This window comes from Erythrobacter sp., assembly GCF_011765465.1.
Classification (GTDB): domain Bacteria; phylum Pseudomonadota; class Alphaproteobacteria; order Sphingomonadales; family Sphingomonadaceae; genus Erythrobacter.
The window spans coordinates 2,825,402-2,841,356 of the sequence record NZ_CP050265.1 but is presented as its reverse complement, the minus strand read 5'-3'; the positions used below and the strand labels follow the sequence as shown (position 1 = coordinate 2,841,356).

Sequence of the window (15,955 nt, the reverse complement as noted above, 5' to 3'; positions counted from 1 at the left end):
AGAGGTGCGATGGGACTTGAGACGCAAAAGACGTTCTGCCGCTTCTGCCACGCCAACTGCGCGATGCTGGTCGATGTCGAGGTGGCGGACGACGGCACGCGCAAAGTGGTCGAGGTGCGCGGCGACCCGGACGATCCGGCCTATGGCGGTTACACCTGCATGAAGGGCCGCGAACTGCCGGATTCGCACAATGCCGAGCACCGCTTGAAGCACAGCCTTGTGCGCAACGACGCGGGCGAATTCGTCGAGACGCCGATGGACGAAGCGCTCGCCCATGTCGCAGCGCAGCTGCGCCGGATCATCGACGAGCACGGCCCCCATTCGGTCGCGGTGTTCATGGGTTCGGGGGGCTTCCAGAACTCTTCGGCCATGGCCGCAAGCCTCAGCTTCGCGCAGGGGATCGGCACGCGCAATTTCTACACCTCGGTGACGCTCGACCAGCCGGCCAAGGTCTACACCACGGCGCGCTACGGGCGCTGGATGGGCGGGCCGAACACGTTCTCGGAAAGCGACGTTGCCATGTTCATCGGCAACAATCCGGTCGTCTCGCACTATGCGCCGGTGGGCGGGGTTCCGCCGTTCAGCCCGTCGCGCCGGATTCGCGACCGCAAGGCCGAAGGGCTCAAGCTGATCGTCGCCGACCCGCGCGAAAGCGACGTTGCGCGGCTTGCCGACCTCTACCTGCCGGTCAAGCCGGGCGAGGACCCCGCGCTGCTCGCGGGGATGCTCAACGTCATCATTTCGGAAGAACTCTACGACCGCAATTTCGTCGCCGCCCATGTCGACGGCTTCGACGAGCTTGCGCGGGCGGTCGAGACCATGACGCCCGAAATCGCCGCCGAGCGCGCCGGGCTCGACGCCGACCAGATCACCGCCGCCGCGCGGATGTTCGCGGGCGGCACGAAAGGCTGCGCGGTGACCGGGACCGGCCCCGAAATGGCGGGCAACGGGACGCTCACCGAATATCTCGTGACCTGTCTGAACACGATCTGCGGGCGATTCCGGCAGGAGGGCGAGAAGGCCGCGATCCCCGGCGTCTTCACCCCGGCGCAAGGCCCGCGCCGCGCGCAGGTCGCCCCGCCGATGCCGATGTTCGGCGCGGAAGGAATGCCCAAATCGCGCTTCCGCGGGCTCGGCCACTTGGGGTGGGAAATGCCGTGCAACGTGCTCGCCGATGAAATCCTCACGCCGGGCGAGGGGCAGGTGCGCGCCTTCATCTCGGTCGGCGGCAACCCGGTCGTCGGCTTTCCCGACCAGGCGAAGATGGTCCGCGCCTTGGACGATCTCGACCTCTTCGTGCAGATCGACCCGTGGATGAGCGCGAGCGCGAAGCGCGCCGATGTCGTGCTCGCCCCGTCGCAATGCCTCGAGCGCGAGGACATCACCAACCTGTCCGAATGGTGGCACGAGGAACCCTATGCCCGCTATGTCGAGGCGGTGGCGACACCGCCGGGCGACGTGATCGACGAATGGGAGATGTTCTGGATGCTGGCAAAGCATCTCGGCACACCGATGAACCTTGCGGGCGGCCCGCTGCCGATGGACGAAAAGCCCACGAAGGAGCAGTTCCTCGATCTCTCGGTCGCCGGATGCCTCGTTCCGCCCAGCCAGGTGCGGCGCGACTGCCAGGCGAACGGCGGCGCGGCGGTGGTCTATTCGGATCGCCACCCGGTCGTCGAACCGGCGGAGGAAAGCGAATTCCACCGCTTCGACCTTGCCGCGGGCGATATGCCGGGCGCGATTTTGCGCTATGCCGACAACCCGCCGCTCAAGGCAGGCTATGACTTCAAGCTCATCAGCCGCCGGTCGAAGACGCGCTTCAATTCGATCGGGCATCCGCTGAAGAAGCTGCAGGCTAAGACCACCACCAACCCCGCCTATATCCACCCGGACGACATCGCGGCCCTCGGCCTCGAGGAAGGCGGGATCGTCGAGATCAGCTCCCCGCACGCGACCATTCACGGTGTCGTCAAGGCGAGCGCCAAGGTTCGCCGCGGGCTCGTGTCGATGGCGCACGCCTATGGCGATGCCGATGCGACGAAGGAGGACGTGCGCGAGCGGGGCTCTTCGACCAACCGGCTGACCAGCGACACGGTCGATATCGACCCGATCACCGGGCAGGCGCTGCAGAGCGCGATTCCGGTGAAGCTGGTCCCCGCCTGACCCCACTCATAAAACAAGGACACACCATGCCCGACAACCGGCGCTTCCTGCTGCAGCGTCGCCCCGATGGCGAACCCGTGCGTGAGGATTTCGAACTCGTCACCGAGCCCACTCCGGCGCTCGAGGAGGGCCAGTTCCTGATCCGCAACCACTACGCCTCGCTCGACCCTGCCATGCGCGGCTGGATGGATGCGGGCGGCAATTACATGGAGCCGATCCCATTGGGCGCGCCGGTGCGCGCAACGACCATCGGCGTGGTCGAGGAAAGCCGCGCCGACGGCTTTGAAAAGGGCCAGTGGGTGATGGGCCTCAACGCGCTCGAGGACTATTCCATCGGCGTCGCGGGCGGTTTCACCCAGCCGATCGATCCGGGCATGGTGCCGAGCGTCACCAATTACCTCTCCCTCTTCGGCGCGGTCGGGATGACGGCCTATTTCGGCTTTCTCGAAGTGTGCGAGCCGAAGGAAGGCGAAACCGTGCTGGTGAGCGGGGCTGCGGGCGCGGTCGGCAGCGTCGTCGGCCAGCTCGCCAAGATCAAGGGCTGCCGCGCAGTCGGCATCGCGGGCGGGCCTGAGAAGTGCGCCAAGCTGACCGAGAAATACGGTTTCGACGCGGCGATCGATTATAAGGGCAAGGACGAGGCGGCGCTGACGAAAGCCATCGCCGAAGCCTGCCCCGACGGGGTCGATGTCATCTTCGAGAATGTCGGCGGCGAAATCCTCGACGCGGGGCTGATGAACCTCAACCTTTACGCCCGCGTCGGCCTGTGCGGGCTCATCAGCGAATACAACACCGCACCGCGCGGCATTCGCAACCTGTGGCAGCTGATCGTCAAGCGCGCGCAGATCCGCGGGCTGCTGGTGGCCGATTACGTCGAACGCTTCGGTGAGGGCGCGGCCAAGATGGGCGAATGGGCATCCGCCGGAAAGATCACCATCGACGAGCATATCGACGAAGGGCTCGAAAACGCCTTCGACAGTTTCATGCGCCTTTTCGCCGGGTCGAACCAGGGCAAGATGATCCTCAAGATCGCCTGATGCGCTCTCTCCTCGTTCTCTCGGGCGGCCACCCTTACGAGGAGAAGCCTTTCGAGGAATTCATCCATTCGCTCGGCGATTGGGAGGTGACGCACCTCGTCCATCCGGAGGCGGAAGAGCGCGTTGCGGCGGGCGCGGCGGAACAGGCCGACGCGCTGCTTTTCTATGACATGGCCGGCTACACCTTCGCCGACGGGCGCGTCGCGACCCGTCCGCCCGCGCCCGGCTTCGTGGGAGCGATCACGCGGCGATTCGAGGCGGGCCGCGGCGCGGTCGCGCTGCACCATGCGCTCGCCGGGTGGGCCGAGTGGGAGGCGTGGCACGACTGGCTCGGCGGGCAATTCTTCTACCAGCCGGGCGAATGGCGCGGGGTCGCCATGCCGGGTTCGGGCTATCGCCACGATGTCGCCTACGAGGCCCGCGTCGCCGCCGATCATCCGGTGACAGAGGGCCTGCCCGCCAGCTTCCCGGTCACCGACGAGCTCTATCTCTGCCCCATCGAGGAAAGCGCCGTCACCCCGCTGATCCGCGCCGAGGGCTTCGCCTTTACGCGCGACAATTTCTATTCCGCCGCCAACGCGGTCGCGGGCGATATGTTCAGCCGCGAGGGCTGGGAGCATCCGCCCGAGTCGAACCTTGTCGGGTGGGAGGCGCGCGCCCTCGCCGCACCGCTCGTCTATCTGCAATTCGGCGACGGCCCGGCGACCTATGCCAACCCGCCCGTCCGGCAGGCCGTCGCCAACGCGCTTCATTACACTTCGGGAGGAACCTGATGAGCAATATCGACACGGTCCGCGCCTTCATCGACCACTGGAACAGCGGTGACATGGAGGCGATGTATGCCCTGTGTGCCGAGGACGTTACCTGGCACAACATCCCGATGGAGCCCTTTTCCGGCAAGCCCGCGATGCGCGCGGCGGTCGAAGGCTTCATGGCCGATGTCGAGGGCTGCGAATGGGAGGTGCACGCGATCGCCGAGGGCGACGGCGGTGCGGTCCTGACCGAACGCACCGATGCCTTTCGCATGAAGGACGGGCGCCGGGCGGCGATCCGGGTCATGGGTACGTTCGAATTCGGCGCGGACGGACTCATCACCGCGTGGCGCGACTATTTCGACATGGGCGAGTTCCAGCGCGAATTCGCAGGCGGCTGAGAGCGCCCTAACACATTCGCGCATCGCGCACCGCGCCCCGGCGGCGTTAGGAATCGCGCATGACATTCCTTGCCGGTTGGGAGCCGAAGCCATGAACAAGCCCGAGGGCAACGTTTTCGCGCCAGAAACGCTGGTCGATCCGTTCGATTACTACCGCGCGGTCCACGAGGCGGGGGTCGAAATCGAGCACCTGCCCGAAATGAACACCTTCGTCGTCTACGCCTATGACCTGTGCAGCGAGGCGAATACGAAGCCGGAAATCTTCTCCAACGATTTCAGCACCCTGATGGGGCGCGAAGCGGACGACGAGATCAAGGAGATCCTGAAGGACGGCTGGGACGACGTCCCCACCCTGCTGACCGCCGACCACCCGGTCCACACCCGCAACCGCAAGCTCGTCAATCTCGCCTTCTCCGCCCCGCGCGTGAACGCGATCGAGGCCGATATGCGCGCGAAGTCGATCGAGCTGATTGAAGCCTTCGCCGACAAGGGCGAATGCGAATTCGTCGAGGAATTCGCCGTCCCCCTGCCGGTCGCCATGATCGCGGGCCAGATCGGGCTCGACGACGACCCCAAGAAGGTCAAGGAATGGTCCGACGCGGCGGTCGACCGGTTCAGCCAGATGGTCGATCACGAGCGCAAGAAGGAATGCGCGCGCAGCCTCGTCGAATTCCAGCACTACATGAAGGGCAAGATCGACGACCGCCGCGCGAACGGGGGCGATGACCTGCTCACCGACCTCGTCGAAGCGCGGGTCGAAGGCGAGACGCCGCTGACCGACCCCGAAATCATGTCGATCATGCAGCAGTTCATGGTCGCCGGTAACGAGACGACGACCTCGACGCTCGCGGGCGGGCTGCTCCAGCTGATCCGCAATCCCGACCAGATGGAAAAGGCGAAGGCCGCGGCCGGTGGGCGCGACCCCAAGGTCATCACCAATCTCGTCGAGGAATCGCTGCGCTACGAAACCCCGACCGCGGGGATGTGGCGCATCGTCAAGCAGGACACCGAACTGGGCGGCGTGAAAATGCCCGCCGGCTCCATCGCCCAGCTGCGCTATGCCGCCGCCAATCGCGACCCGAAGAAGTTCGAGAACCCGGACACATTCGACATCGAGCGCAAGAATGCGCGCGCGCACCTCGCCTTCGGCAAGGGGCCGCATATGTGCGTGGGCAATATGCTGTCGCGCAAGGAAATGCTGGTCGCCTTCGACGAGCTGCTCGAGCGGCTCGATAACTTCGCGATTGCAGACGAGGACGGGATCACGATCCTTCCCAACATCCTGCTGCGCGGCGTCACGCGCCTGCCGATCACCTTTACCCGGAAAGCCTGACTTCATGAATTTCGACCTGTCCGAAGAACAGGAAATGTTCCGCTCGAGCGTCGAGCGGTTCGCAGCGCCGATCGATGTCGAGGCGCGGCGCAAGCTGCGGATGCACGAGGGCGGCTATGACCGCGCGCGCTGGGGAAGCCTTGCCGAACTCGGGCTCGTTGCGCTTGCCGCGTCGGAGGACGCGGGCGGCATGGGCGGATCGCCGCTCGACCTCGCGCTGGTGGCCGAGGCCATCGGCAAGGCGAACGCGCCCGACCCGTGGCTCGAACTCGGCGTGCTGCCCGCCCTCCTGCTGGATCGCGGCGGCGCGCACGGGGCGCTCGAAAAGGTGCTGTCGGGCGAAACCATCGCGACCTTCGCCTGGACCGAACGGGCGCAGCGTTACAGCCTGACGGCCAAGGGCACGAAGGCCGAGCGCGACGGCGAGGGCTTCCGGATCAGCGGCGAGAAGACCATGGTGCTGGGCGCGGCGCTTGCCGACCTGTTCATCGTCACCGCCGAGTTGGACGGAGAGACGCGCGTCTTCCTCGTCGCCTCGGATGCCGAGGGGCTCGAGATGCGCCCCTATCGCCTCGCCGACGGCAGCGTTGCGGGCGAACTCCGGCTGACGCGGGTTTCCGTGAGCGAAGCCGCGCTGCTCGATCTCGACGCCGAGGCGCTCGGCGAAATCGCGAGCGAAATCCGCCTCCACGCCTCCGCCGAGATGGTCGGGCTCGCCCAGCGCCTGCTCGACGACACGCTCGCCTATGTGAAGGAGCGCGAACAGTTCGGCGTTCCCATCGGCAGCTTCCAGGCGCTCCAGCACCGGCTGGTCGAAGCCTATGCGAAGATCGAACAGTCGCGTTCCATGCTCTACCGCGCCGCGATGGGCGCGCGCGCCGAGAATTCCGGGGGCGAGGATGCCGGAGCCGACTGGCAGCGCGCGGTCGCCGGGGCCAAGGCCTATATCGGCGAAAACGCCGACGCCATCGCCCGCGAGGCGGTGCAGATGCACGGCGGCATGGGAATCACCGACGAGCTTGCCATCGGCCACGCGATGAAGCGCGTCATGGTGCTCGCCCGCCTGTTCGGCGATACCGACACCGTGCTCGCCGAATACGCGTTGGCAGCGTGACTGGGGCGGCATGACGGCTGCGGCCTGAATACAGGCGCAAGGAGAGGAGGGACTGATGGGCGCAAAGATCGACCCGGAGCTGTGGAGCGACGGCCCCGAGCCGCACCTGATGGGCGGAAAGCTGCCTTCGGGCGAAATCGTCTTCCCGATGCCGAAAGGCGACGCGGCGAAGGACGTCGAGCCCTACAGGCTCTCGCGCCGGGGCAAGCTGTGGTCGTGGACTTCGCAGGGCTTCCTGCCGAAGGAACCCTATGAAGGCCCCGGCTCCGGCCCCGGCGAAGGGCCGCCCGACTTCAAGCCCTTCCTGCTCGGCTATGTCGAATTGCCCGGCGAGGTGATCGTCGAAAGCCGCATCGTCGATGCGAGCCTCGAGGATCTCGAGCTCGGCATGGACATGGAATTCTGCATCGTGCCGTTCAACGCCGAATACGACACCTATGCCTTCCGCCCGGTCGGGGCGGCTCGGGAGAAAGCCGCATGAGCGAGAGCGTCTACATCATCGGGGCGGGCATCCACCCCTTCGGCCGGACCGAGGAACGTTCGGGCCGAGAACAGGGCGTCTACGCCGTGCGCGAGGCGTTGAAGGACGCGGGCCTCGAATGGGCCGACATGGAATGCGCCTATGGCGGCTCGGCCGCGGCGGGCAGCGCGGACATCATGGTGAACGAGCTGGGGCTGACCTCGCTTCCCTTCACCAATGTCGCGAACGGCTGCGCGACCGGCGGCAGCGCCCTTGCGGCGGCGCAGCAGGCGATCGCGAGCGGAATGTACGACCTCGCGCTCGCGGTCGGTTTCGACAAGCATCCGCGCGGGGCCTTCAACGCCAAGCCCGCCGATTACGGCCTGCCCGACTGGTACGGCCAGACCGGCATGATGCTGACGACGCAGTTCTTCGCGCTCAAGATCCAGCGCTATATGCAACTCCACGGCATCAGCCGCGAGACGCTGGGCCGGGTGGCGGAAAAGGCGTTTCGCAACGGGGCAAAGACGCCCCATGCGTGGCGGCGCAGCGAGATCGACCTCGAGACGATCATGAACGCGCCGATGATCAACGATCCGCTGACCAAGTTCATGTTCTGCTCGCCCAGCGAGGGCGGGGTCGCGCTGATCCTTGCCAGCGAGAAGAAGGCGAAGGAACTCGGCGCGCACGGGGTGAAGATCGCCAAGATCGCGGTGAAGACCCGCCCGCCGGACAGCTTCGAGGTGTTCCAGCCCGGCGTCAGCGTCAAGGAAGGCGGAAAGCCCACCGTGCTCGCGAGCAAGGCCGCCTTCGAGGGCGCGGGCATCGGCCCGGAGGATGTCGAGGTCGCGCAGCTTCAGGACACCGAAAGCGGCGCTGAAATCATGCACATGGCCGAGAACGGCTTTTGCAAGGACGGCGAGCAGGAGGAATGGCTGGCGAACGGCTGGTCGGCGCTTGACGGCAAGCTGCCGATCAACACCGACGGCGGCTGCCTCGCCTGCGGGGAGCCGATCGGCGCATCCGGCCTGAGGCAGGTCTACGAAAACGTCGAACAGCTGCGCGGCCGCGCGGGTGAACGCCAAGTGGCGGGGCGCGACGGCAAGGGGCCGAAGATCGGCTATTCCCACGTCTACGGCGCGCCGGGCCTCTCGGCGGTCGCGATACTGGAGCGCTAGATGGGCAGGATGACCGGCAAGGTCGCGCTCGTCACCGGCGGTGCGGAAGGGATCGGGGCAACCATCGGCCGCATGATCGTCGCCGAGGGCGGCAAGGTCATGCTGTGCGACGTCCAGATCGACAAGGCGCGCGCGCTGGCGGAGGAACTCGGCGACAACGCCGAGGCTTTCGAGCTCGACGTGCGCGATGCGGCGCGCTGGGACGAGGCGGTGAAGGCTACGCAGGAGCGCTTCGGCAAGCTCACCGTGCTGTGCAACGTCGCGGGGATTTCGGAACCCGGCAACGTGCCGGACGGGTCCGACGACGTGTGGGAGCGCACGATCGATATCAATCTGAACGGTCCCTATTACGGGATGCGCGCGGCCATTCCCGCCATCGAAGCGAGCGGAGAGCCCGGCGCGATCGTCAATATCGGCTCGATGATCGCGATGCGCCCCGCGTCCTTCGTCGCGGCCTACAGCGCGTCCAAGGCCGGGCTGCGCGGCCTCACTCAGAGCGTCGCGCTCGACCTTGCCGAGCGCGGTCTGCCGATCCGGGTCAACATGGTCCACCCCGGCGCGATCCGCACGCCGATGTACGAACGCTACAAGTTTTCCGGCGCCGACACGCCGGAGAACATCGAGACGAACTTCGCCGCGACCCACCCGATGAACCGCATCGGCGAACCGGAAGAAGTCGCCCGCGCCGTGCTCGTCCTCGCCAGCGACGAGGCGAGCTTCACCACGGGCTGCGATTTCACCGTCGACGGCGGCGGGTCGATAAGGAGCTGACATGGCCGAACAACCCGCAACCCGGATCGACGCGCATTTCATCGCCGCGGGCAAGTATCACGACATCGACTACCCGCGATTGGAAGTGCTCAAGCTGCTTGCCGAGCATCCGCACATCCGCACCACGGTCGCCTGCGATTATTCGGGGCTGGAACGGCTCGACGCCTGCCGTTTCCTCATCACCTATACCTGCGACCTGATGCCGAGCGAGGAAGAAGCGAAGCAGCTTCGCGCGTGGCTGGAAGGCGGCGGCAAGTGGCTTGCGCTGCACGGGACCAATTCGATCCTTGTCTTCACCGAGGAGGGGCTGGTCGACACTCCGAACGACCGGCCCGACGTGATGGATATGCTCGGCACCCAGTTCAAGGCGCACCCGCCGATCGGTCCCTTCCCGGTCGAGGTGGTGAACAAGGACCACGAACTCACCAGGGGAATCGAGGATTTCGAAGTGGTGGACGAGCTTTACCTCTCGAACACCACCGCCCCCATCGACACGCTGATGCAGACCACCTTCGAAGGCGAGGCGACCGGCTTCGTCGCGGCGGACTGGGACAAGACCACGGTCCCTATCCTTTATACGAGGGATATCGGGCAGGGCCGGATCGTTTACAACACGCTCGGCCATTGCCGGGGGCATTATGACCTTCCCGGCATGGCCGATTTCTACCCGCACAAGGAAATGTGCGCGTGGAACTACGATGTCTATTACGACCTCCTGCGCCGCTCGATCGCGTGGGCCATGCGAGCGGACTGAGGCGCCGCGAAGACTGACGGGATACTGACGACTTATGGATATGGACTTTTCGCCCGAGGACATCGCCTTCCGCGAGGAGGTGCGCGATTTTCTCAAGAACAGCCTGCCCGACCGCCTGCGCGACGGGGCGCGGCGCACGCCCGGCGTCTTCGTCGAGCCCGACATCGGCATGGAATGGCACCGCATCCTCTATGAAAAGGGCTGGGTGGCCCCGCACTGGCCCAAGGAGAACGGGGGGACGGGCTGGACCCCGACGCAGAAGTTCATCTTCGAAAAGGAATGCGCGCTTGCCGGCGCCCCCGCGCTCGCGATCCTCGGCCTGCGCCTCGTAGGTCCGGTGATCTGCGAATTCGGCACGGAAGAGCAGAAGGAACGCTTCCTCCCGCGCATCCTGTCGGGCGAGGATTACTGGTGCCAGGGCTATTCGGAGCCGGGCAGTGGGTCCGACCTTGCGAGCCTCAAGACCACGGCCAAGCTTGAGGGCGACGAATATGTCGTCAACGGGTCGAAGATCTGGACCACCCACGCGCACCACGCGAACTGGATCTTCGCCCTCGTGCGAACCGATCCGAACGTCAAGAAGCAGGCGGGCATCACCTTCCTCCTGATCCCGATGGACCAGGAAGGGGTCGAGGTCACCCCGATCCATTCGATGTCGGGCGATCACGAGGTCAACGCGGTGTTCTTCTCCGACGCGCGCACCTCGGCTGCGAATCGCATCGGCGAGGAAGGCCAAGGCTGGACCATCGCCAAGTTCCTGCTCGAAAACGAGCGCGGCGGATCGTGCTTCGCCCCGCGCCTGCTCCAGTCTATCGACAAGCTCGAACAGCTGGCGAAGGAACAGCCTTCCGGCGTCAACGGCGCGGTCGGCCATGACGCGCGCTTCCGCGACCGGCTCGCGCGCGCCCGGCTCGAGGCCGAAGCGCTGGAGGTGACCGAGCTCAGGATCCTCGCCGAACTCGCCAAGGGCCGCGCGCCGGGGCCGCAGACTTCGCTGGTGAAGCTGCTGGGTTCCAATATCGGCCAGACCATCGACACGCTGCGCCTGGAACTGCTCGGCCCCGATGCGCTGCAACTGCCGATGGAGCGCCCGCTCTACGGCAACGAGGCTCCGGAGCCGGTCGGCAGCGAACTCGCCCAGACCGCGATGGGCCGCTACCTCAACAACCGCGCCGCGACGATCTTCGGCGGGTCGGACGAGGTGCAGAAGAACATCATCGCCAAGACCGTGCTCGGGCTCTGAGCCGGACCGCAAGGCGCACCACGACAGGGGAAACGCAATGGACGTATCGAAGCTGATGTTCCGCGACGGGCTGATGAAGGACGAACGCATCCTCGTCACCGGCGGCGGGACGGGCCTCGGCAAGGAAATGGCCGAGGGTTTCCTGAAACTGGGCGCGACGGTCTATATCTGCGGTCGGCGGCAGGGCAAGCTCGACGAGACAGCGGCCGAACTGATGGAGAAGCACGGCGGCAAGGTCGTCGCCCACGCCTGCGACATCCGCAATGCCGATGCGATCCATGAAATGGTCGACGCGATCTGGGCCGATGGCGGCGCGCTGACTGGCGTCGTCAACAACGCGGCGGGCAATTTCATCAGCCGGACCGAGGACCTGTCGGTCAACGGCTTCAACGCCATCGCTGACATCGTGATGCGGGGCACGTTCTACGTGACGCTCGACGTGGGCAAGCGGCTGATCGCGGAAGGCAAGAAAGCGAGCTTCCTGTCGATCCTCACCACATGGGTGTGGTCGGGCAGCGCCTTCGTCGTGCCCTCGGCCATGTCGAAGACCGCGATCCACGCGATGACGCAGAGCCTCGCGACCGAATGGGGCCGCTACGGCCTCAGGTTCAACGCGATCGCGCCGGGCCTTTTCCCGACCAAGGGCATGAGCGCGCGCCTCTCCCCCGGTGGGCAGGGCGGCAATTCCAAGAACGACACGAACCCGATGGGCCGCGCGGGCGAAATGCACGAACTCGCGAACCTTGCGGTGTTCCTGATGGGACCGGGCGCGGAATACGTGAACGGCCAGACCATCGCGATCGACGGCGCGGGCTACCAGGCGCACGGCGGGACGTTCTACCCCGTGCTCCACGCGCTCGGCGATGCCGAATGGGAGCAGATGCGCGCGATGATCAAGGGCACGAACGAAAAGGACAAGGCCGAACGTACGACGGGGTGAGCGGCGGCTATAGCCCGGGCGGAGCGGAGAGAGGGCTGATGGAGCCGAAGACCATAGCGATCGTGCTACCCCTGCTGGCCATATTCACCACGCTGATTGCCATTCTCTTCATGAGCGGCAACGGAAACGGTCCCGGAAAAGACTGAGTAGCCGCTACCCCGCCGCCTCGTCGGCCAGCCTTTGCGCGGTCTTGTAGTCGGGCTTGCCGTTGTTGAGCCGCAGCGAACCGTCGGTGAAGACGTAGAGTCGCGGGATCTTGTAGCCCGCCAGCCCTTCGCGGGCGTGCGCGTCGAGTGCCTCTTCCAGCCCTTCAGCCTCGCCCTCGGGTTCGACCACGGCGACGACCTTTCGCCCGAAGCGTTCGTCGGGCAGCGAGACGACGCGCGCATCGTGGACGCGCGGGTGGTCCATCAGCACGGCCTCGACCTCCTCGGGGAAGACCTTCTCGCCGCCGGTGTTGATGCACATATTGTCGCGTCCGATGAATTCGAGGCTCCCGTCCGCAGCCCAGCGCGCGCGATCGCCGGTCATCAGCCAGCGCCGCCCGCCGATCTCGGGGAAGGTCGCAGCGTTCTTCTCATCCTCGCCGAGATAGCCCAAGGGCAGCGGCCCGGTGCGCGCGACGATGCCGACGCCGTCGGAGCCGGGCGGGATTTCCTCGAGGTTCTCATCGAACAGCTTGGTCTCGCGGCCCGGCAGCGGCTGGAACTTGCCCCCGCCGGTGGACCCTTGCGCGGTGGTGATGACGATGCCCGTGCCCGAGCTTTCCGACGAGCCCAAGGCATCGACGATCATCAGCGCCGGGTGATGCGCGATCAGCCGCTGCTTGAGCGAAGGCGAAAACACCGCGCCCGACGAGGTGATCGAGCGCAGGCTCTTCAGCACCTCGCCAGCATCCCCGCGCGCGTCGAGCCTGTCGGCGAGCGGCAGGGCGAAGGCGTCGCCGACGATGAACACGCCCTTCGCCCCGATCCGCGCGATTTCGTCCAAGGCTATGTCGGCGTCGAATTTCGGATGCGGCAGCAGGGCGAGCGTGCCGCCCTTCAGCAGGTGAATGAGCGCGGTGAACTGCCCCGCCCCGTGCATCAGCGGCGACAACAGCAGCAGCGGCGAGGTGCTCGCCGGGTGGTCGGGGCCGATCTTGACGGCTTCTGCGACCTGTTCCTCCAAGGAGGTCGCAACGAAAGGCGGCTGGCCCGGCCCGCGCTGCCAGACCGAGATGGAGAACGCCTGCCACGCCTCGACCATCGGCCACATCACCGCCTTTGGCATCCCCGTGGTCCCGCCGGTCGCGGTGAGGAAGAGCGCGGTCGGATCCTCGTGCACGCGGAAATCGCTCGGCAGGTCGCTTTCCTGCAGCGCGTCCCAATCCGCGCCCGACACGTCGATCACCCGCGTGCCTTCGGGCGCGGCTTCGCGCGCGAGGTCGGCGAAATCGCCCTCGGTGAAGATCGCCTTCAACCCGAACCGGCCTGCGATGTCGGCGAGCTCGCGCTCCTTGTAGTGGTAGTTCACGTTGACCGGGACCACGCCCGCCTTGGCGCAGCCGAACCAGGCAAGGAGGTAATCGGGCGTGTTGCGCAGCATCTGCCCGGCAATGTCGCCCGGCGCGAGGCCGCCCGCGCTGAGGCCGGCGGCGATTCGGTCGGTCGCGGCATCGAGCTCGCCCCAGGTCACCACCCGCTCGCCATGAATGATCGCGGGCCGTTCCGGCTCGATCCGCTGCGCCAGCGCCGAGAGAGCGCTTGCGAAATTCGATCCCGACCATGCCATTGGGTGCAACCTCCTTCCCTTTTCGTTTCTTTCGCCTAGAGTGGGGCGGACCGCAATTCCCCTGCGTAAAGTGCGAGGCGAATCGACAGAAATACGCTACGCTGGCGCATGACGGGATCAACTGGAGGAGAGGAACCAGTGAGTACCAACGTCGTAGAGTTGCGCGTGCCGCATGGCCGCGAATCGCTTGAGCAATTGCTCGAAGCGGTGACGATCACCTGCCCCGAAGATATCCACGATGCCGCCGTCGCACTCGCCCGCATCGCGCAGGAGCGCGGAATGCAGGTCGCGGTGTGCGACGACATTTCGTCGAAGGAACCGATGGTCGATGCCGAGGGCACGATCCTCAATGCCGACATCTTCCGCTGGCTCGACGACGGCGCGCGCTGGTGGGAGGACCATCGCCTCGCGCTGCATTCGCCGCTGCCGCGCGCGTGCCGCTACGAATCGGAGCCGTTCTGGGTCAATGCCAAGGGCTTCAACACCGGCTGGCGCAATTGCTACCTTGAGGAAATCGACCTCACCGATTTCGAAAAGCGCGCCTTGTGCAAGGCGGCGATCGTGGTTCCGGTGCACCTGCCCTTCGGCCAGATCTCGGCCTCGAGCTTCATCAGCGTCGACCGCGAGAAGGAAGACCTGTCGGAGGAATTCGCGGCCTACGGCTCGCTCTTCGCGCAGGTCGTCAGGCGCTTCGTCGCGGGCTATGTCCAGGCGATGCGGACCAAGCGGCGGATCCCGTCCGACTGCGTACTGTCCAAACGAGAGGTGGAATGCCTGCGCTGGGCGGCGATCGGCAAGACGGACAAGGAAATCAGCATGATCCTCAACCGCAGCCACGCGACGATCCGCTACCACATCCACCGCGCGGGCGAGAAGCTCGACAGCGTCAACCGCGCGCAGACGATCTTCAAGGCGGGCCAGCTGGGGTATCTGGGGGCGAGCGACTGATTTTTGCGCGCCCGCATCCGCGGGCGCGTCCTCGGTGAGTCCTTTTCTGCCCTACCGCTTCGCTGCTTGAGGGCGGTATCCCTTCGGATTGCACGGGGAACGTCAGGCTCACGCGCCTAGCGGAGTCGAGACGCCAAGAAGAGTGACTTCGTTAGCTACCGAAAGGCAAGTTCGGCAAGGGGAGCGAACTTATGAATTTGTGGTGGTTTGTTATCGCCGGGGGCGTGATCGCACTCGGTATCTACGCCCCTAAGGGCCAAAACGCGGTTTGGGGAACTGCAACCGTCGCCTTATTCATTGGCGTTGGAATTGCAATTTTCCAACCCGGTTTTGCTTGGCTAACGATCATCAAATCCGTCGCGGTAGGCGCATTATTAGGATTGGCCTTCGAGCTCTTGCCGCTTTTAGTGCGAGGAAAATCTCGCTGAAGGGCGCGGCCTTGTAGAACAAACAGATGCCCGAAAAGATCTATCCCTAACCCAGCTTTCGCAGCGGCTCGGTCCCGTCCCAGTCCTCGCACGCCTGCTTGATCATCGCGAACAGGCCCGGGCCGTCATCGCCCTGCTGGAGGATCTCGACGAGGCTGCCCGGCCCCCGTCCGGGATCGACATAGATCACCCGGCTGTCCCCCAGCGCGCCCTCGATCACCACTTCGGCCCCGCGCGCGTCGCAGACGCGGCGGGCCTCCTCGATGTCATCGACGAGGATGCAGACATGGTGGAGCCCATCTCCGACCTCGGCATATTCGCCGCGATAGATGGAGGGGTGGTCGTCGCGCGGGCGGATCAGTTCGATCTGGATGTCCCCCCAATAGGCGAGCGCGAGGTCGAACGCCGCCTCGGTCGGCTCGCCGCGGTATTTCATCCCGTCGAGATGGATGCCTTCCATCAGGTGGAACGGGCCGACGCCCATCACCTCGGTCCAGTGCTTCACCGCCGCGTCGAAATCCTCCGGCACGAAGGCGAGCTGCATCACCTCGCCCAGCTCGCTCAGCCCCTTTTCATCCGCATCTCCCGCCAGGACCATGTCCATCCTCTCCAATCCGCTAGGGTGACCCGCCCGCAAAGCTGTGTGATATTATCGACGAG

The 15,955-nt window shown here is 65.8% G+C and carries 16 protein-coding genes; 14 read left to right on the top strand and 2 right to left on the bottom strand.

The window, feature by feature from the left end:
• The first annotated feature begins 9 nt into the window (after positions 1-9).
• From G9473_RS13705 to G9473_RS13650, 12 genes are all read left to right on the top strand, one after another.
• Entirely contained in the window at positions 10-2,163 is a 2,154-nt protein-coding gene (locus G9473_RS13705; protein ID WP_291133955.1) for a molybdopterin-dependent oxidoreductase, read from the top strand.
• Between the two features lie 26 nt (positions 2,164-2,189).
• Complete coding sequence (locus G9473_RS13700; RefSeq protein WP_291133954.1) at positions 2,190-3,200, top strand: NADP-dependent oxidoreductase; 1,011 nt, start codon at positions 2,190-2,192, stop codon at positions 3,198-3,200.
• The gene (locus G9473_RS13695) at positions 3,200-3,973 is read left to right on the top strand and encodes a ThuA domain-containing protein (protein ID WP_291133952.1); all 774 of its coding nucleotides are present in this window, start codon (positions 3,200-3,202) and stop codon (positions 3,971-3,973) included. The genes G9473_RS13700 and G9473_RS13695 overlap by 1 nt, the downstream gene beginning before the upstream one ends.
• Complete coding sequence (locus tag G9473_RS13690) at positions 3,973-4,353, top strand: limonene-1,2-epoxide hydrolase family protein (protein WP_291133950.1); 381 nt, start codon at positions 3,973-3,975, stop codon at positions 4,351-4,353. Before G9473_RS13695 ends, G9473_RS13690 begins: the two co-directional genes overlap by 1 nt.
• Positions 4,354-4,444: 91 nt before the next feature.
• Positions 4,445-5,686 (top strand): cytochrome P450, encoded by a 1,242-nt coding sequence (locus G9473_RS13685; protein ID WP_291133948.1) that lies wholly within the window; start codon positions 4,445-4,447, stop codon positions 5,684-5,686.
• Positions 5,687-5,690: 4 nt separating this feature from the next.
• On the top strand, positions 5,691-6,800 hold the full coding sequence (locus G9473_RS13680; RefSeq protein ID WP_291133946.1) for an acyl-CoA dehydrogenase: 1,110 nt from the start codon (positions 5,691-5,693) through the stop codon (positions 6,798-6,800).
• A gap of 55 nt (positions 6,801-6,855) precedes the next feature.
• Positions 6,856-7,281 (top strand): OB-fold domain-containing protein, encoded by a 426-nt coding sequence (locus tag G9473_RS13675; protein WP_291133945.1) that lies wholly within the window; start codon positions 6,856-6,858, stop codon positions 7,279-7,281.
• On the top strand, positions 7,278-8,438 hold the full coding sequence (locus G9473_RS13670; protein WP_291133943.1) for a thiolase family protein: 1,161 nt from the start codon (positions 7,278-7,280) through the stop codon (positions 8,436-8,438). The genes G9473_RS13675 and G9473_RS13670 overlap by 4 nt, the downstream gene beginning before the upstream one ends.
• Positions 8,439-9,209 (top strand): SDR family NAD(P)-dependent oxidoreductase, encoded by a 771-nt coding sequence (locus G9473_RS13665; RefSeq protein WP_291133942.1) that lies wholly within the window; start codon positions 8,439-8,441, stop codon positions 9,207-9,209.
• A gap of 1 nt (position 9,210) precedes the next feature.
• Complete coding sequence (locus tag G9473_RS13660) at positions 9,211-9,963, top strand: ThuA domain-containing protein (RefSeq protein WP_291133940.1); 753 nt, start codon at positions 9,211-9,213, stop codon at positions 9,961-9,963.
• A gap of 34 nt (positions 9,964-9,997) precedes the next feature.
• Positions 9,998-11,206, top strand: coding sequence for an acyl-CoA dehydrogenase family protein (locus tag G9473_RS13655; protein WP_291133938.1), 1,209 nt, complete (start codon positions 9,998-10,000; stop codon positions 11,204-11,206).
• Positions 11,207-11,243: 37 nt separating this feature from the next.
• On the top strand, positions 11,244-12,146 hold the full coding sequence (locus tag G9473_RS13650; protein WP_291133936.1) for an SDR family oxidoreductase: 903 nt from the start codon (positions 11,244-11,246) through the stop codon (positions 12,144-12,146).
• Between the two features lie 153 nt (positions 12,147-12,299).
• Here the strand turns inward: G9473_RS13650 and G9473_RS13645 are convergent, their stop codons facing one another.
• On the bottom strand, positions 12,300-13,919 hold the full coding sequence (locus G9473_RS13645; RefSeq protein WP_291133934.1) for an AMP-binding protein: 1,620 nt from the start codon (positions 13,917-13,919) through the stop codon (positions 12,300-12,302).
• 138 nt (positions 13,920-14,057) lie between these two features.
• On the opposite strand from G9473_RS13645, the gene G9473_RS13640 reads away from it, so the two are divergent.
• Together G9473_RS13640 and G9473_RS13635 are read left to right on the top strand one after the other, a co-directional pair.
• Complete coding sequence (locus tag G9473_RS13640; RefSeq protein ID WP_291133932.1) at positions 14,058-14,867, top strand: LuxR C-terminal-related transcriptional regulator; 810 nt, start codon at positions 14,058-14,060, stop codon at positions 14,865-14,867.
• A gap of 191 nt (positions 14,868-15,058) precedes the next feature.
• On the top strand, positions 15,059-15,295 hold the full coding sequence (locus G9473_RS13635) for a hypothetical protein (RefSeq protein ID WP_291133931.1): 237 nt from the start codon (positions 15,059-15,061) through the stop codon (positions 15,293-15,295).
• Positions 15,296-15,341: 46 nt separating this feature from the next.
• Here the strand turns inward: G9473_RS13635 and G9473_RS13630 are convergent, their stop codons facing one another.
• Complete coding sequence (locus tag G9473_RS13630; protein WP_291133929.1) at positions 15,342-15,893, bottom strand: VOC family protein; 552 nt, start codon at positions 15,891-15,893, stop codon at positions 15,342-15,344.
• Positions 15,894-15,955 lie beyond the last annotated feature (62 nt).

Bases quoted from the DNA above. Each gene is read 5' to 3' on its own strand.
- G9473_RS13705 (WP_291133955.1), top strand. From the start codon at position 10: ATGGGACTTGAGACGCAAAAGACGTTCTGCCGCTTCTGCCACGCCAAC.
- G9473_RS13700 (WP_291133954.1), top strand. From the start codon at position 2,190: ATGCCCGACAACCGGCGCTTCCTGCTGCAGCGTCGCCCCGATGGCGAA.
- G9473_RS13695 (WP_291133952.1), top strand. From the start codon at position 3,200: ATGCGCTCTCTCCTCGTTCTCTCGGGCGGCCACCCTTACGAGGAGAAG.
- G9473_RS13690 (WP_291133950.1), top strand. From the start codon at position 3,973: ATGAGCAATATCGACACGGTCCGCGCCTTCATCGACCACTGGAACAGC.
- G9473_RS13685 (WP_291133948.1), top strand. From the start codon at position 4,445: ATGAACAAGCCCGAGGGCAACGTTTTCGCGCCAGAAACGCTGGTCGAT.
- G9473_RS13680 (WP_291133946.1), top strand. From the start codon at position 5,691: ATGAATTTCGACCTGTCCGAAGAACAGGAAATGTTCCGCTCGAGCGTC.
- G9473_RS13675 (WP_291133945.1), top strand. From the start codon at position 6,856: ATGGGCGCAAAGATCGACCCGGAGCTGTGGAGCGACGGCCCCGAGCCG.
- G9473_RS13670 (WP_291133943.1), top strand. From the start codon at position 7,278: ATGAGCGAGAGCGTCTACATCATCGGGGCGGGCATCCACCCCTTCGGC.
- G9473_RS13665 (WP_291133942.1), top strand. From the start codon at position 8,439: ATGGGCAGGATGACCGGCAAGGTCGCGCTCGTCACCGGCGGTGCGGAA.
- G9473_RS13660 (WP_291133940.1), top strand. From the start codon at position 9,211: ATGGCCGAACAACCCGCAACCCGGATCGACGCGCATTTCATCGCCGCG.
- G9473_RS13655 (WP_291133938.1), top strand. From the start codon at position 9,998: ATGGATATGGACTTTTCGCCCGAGGACATCGCCTTCCGCGAGGAGGTG.
- G9473_RS13650 (WP_291133936.1), top strand. From the start codon at position 11,244: ATGGACGTATCGAAGCTGATGTTCCGCGACGGGCTGATGAAGGACGAA.
- G9473_RS13645 (WP_291133934.1), bottom strand. From the start codon at position 13,919: ATGGCATGGTCGGGATCGAATTTCGCAAGCGCTCTCTCGGCGCTGGCG.
- G9473_RS13635 (WP_291133931.1), top strand. From the start codon at position 15,059: ATGAATTTGTGGTGGTTTGTTATCGCCGGGGGCGTGATCGCACTCGGT.
- G9473_RS13630 (WP_291133929.1), bottom strand. From the start codon at position 15,893: ATGGTCCTGGCGGGAGATGCGGATGAAAAGGGGCTGAGCGAGCTGGGC.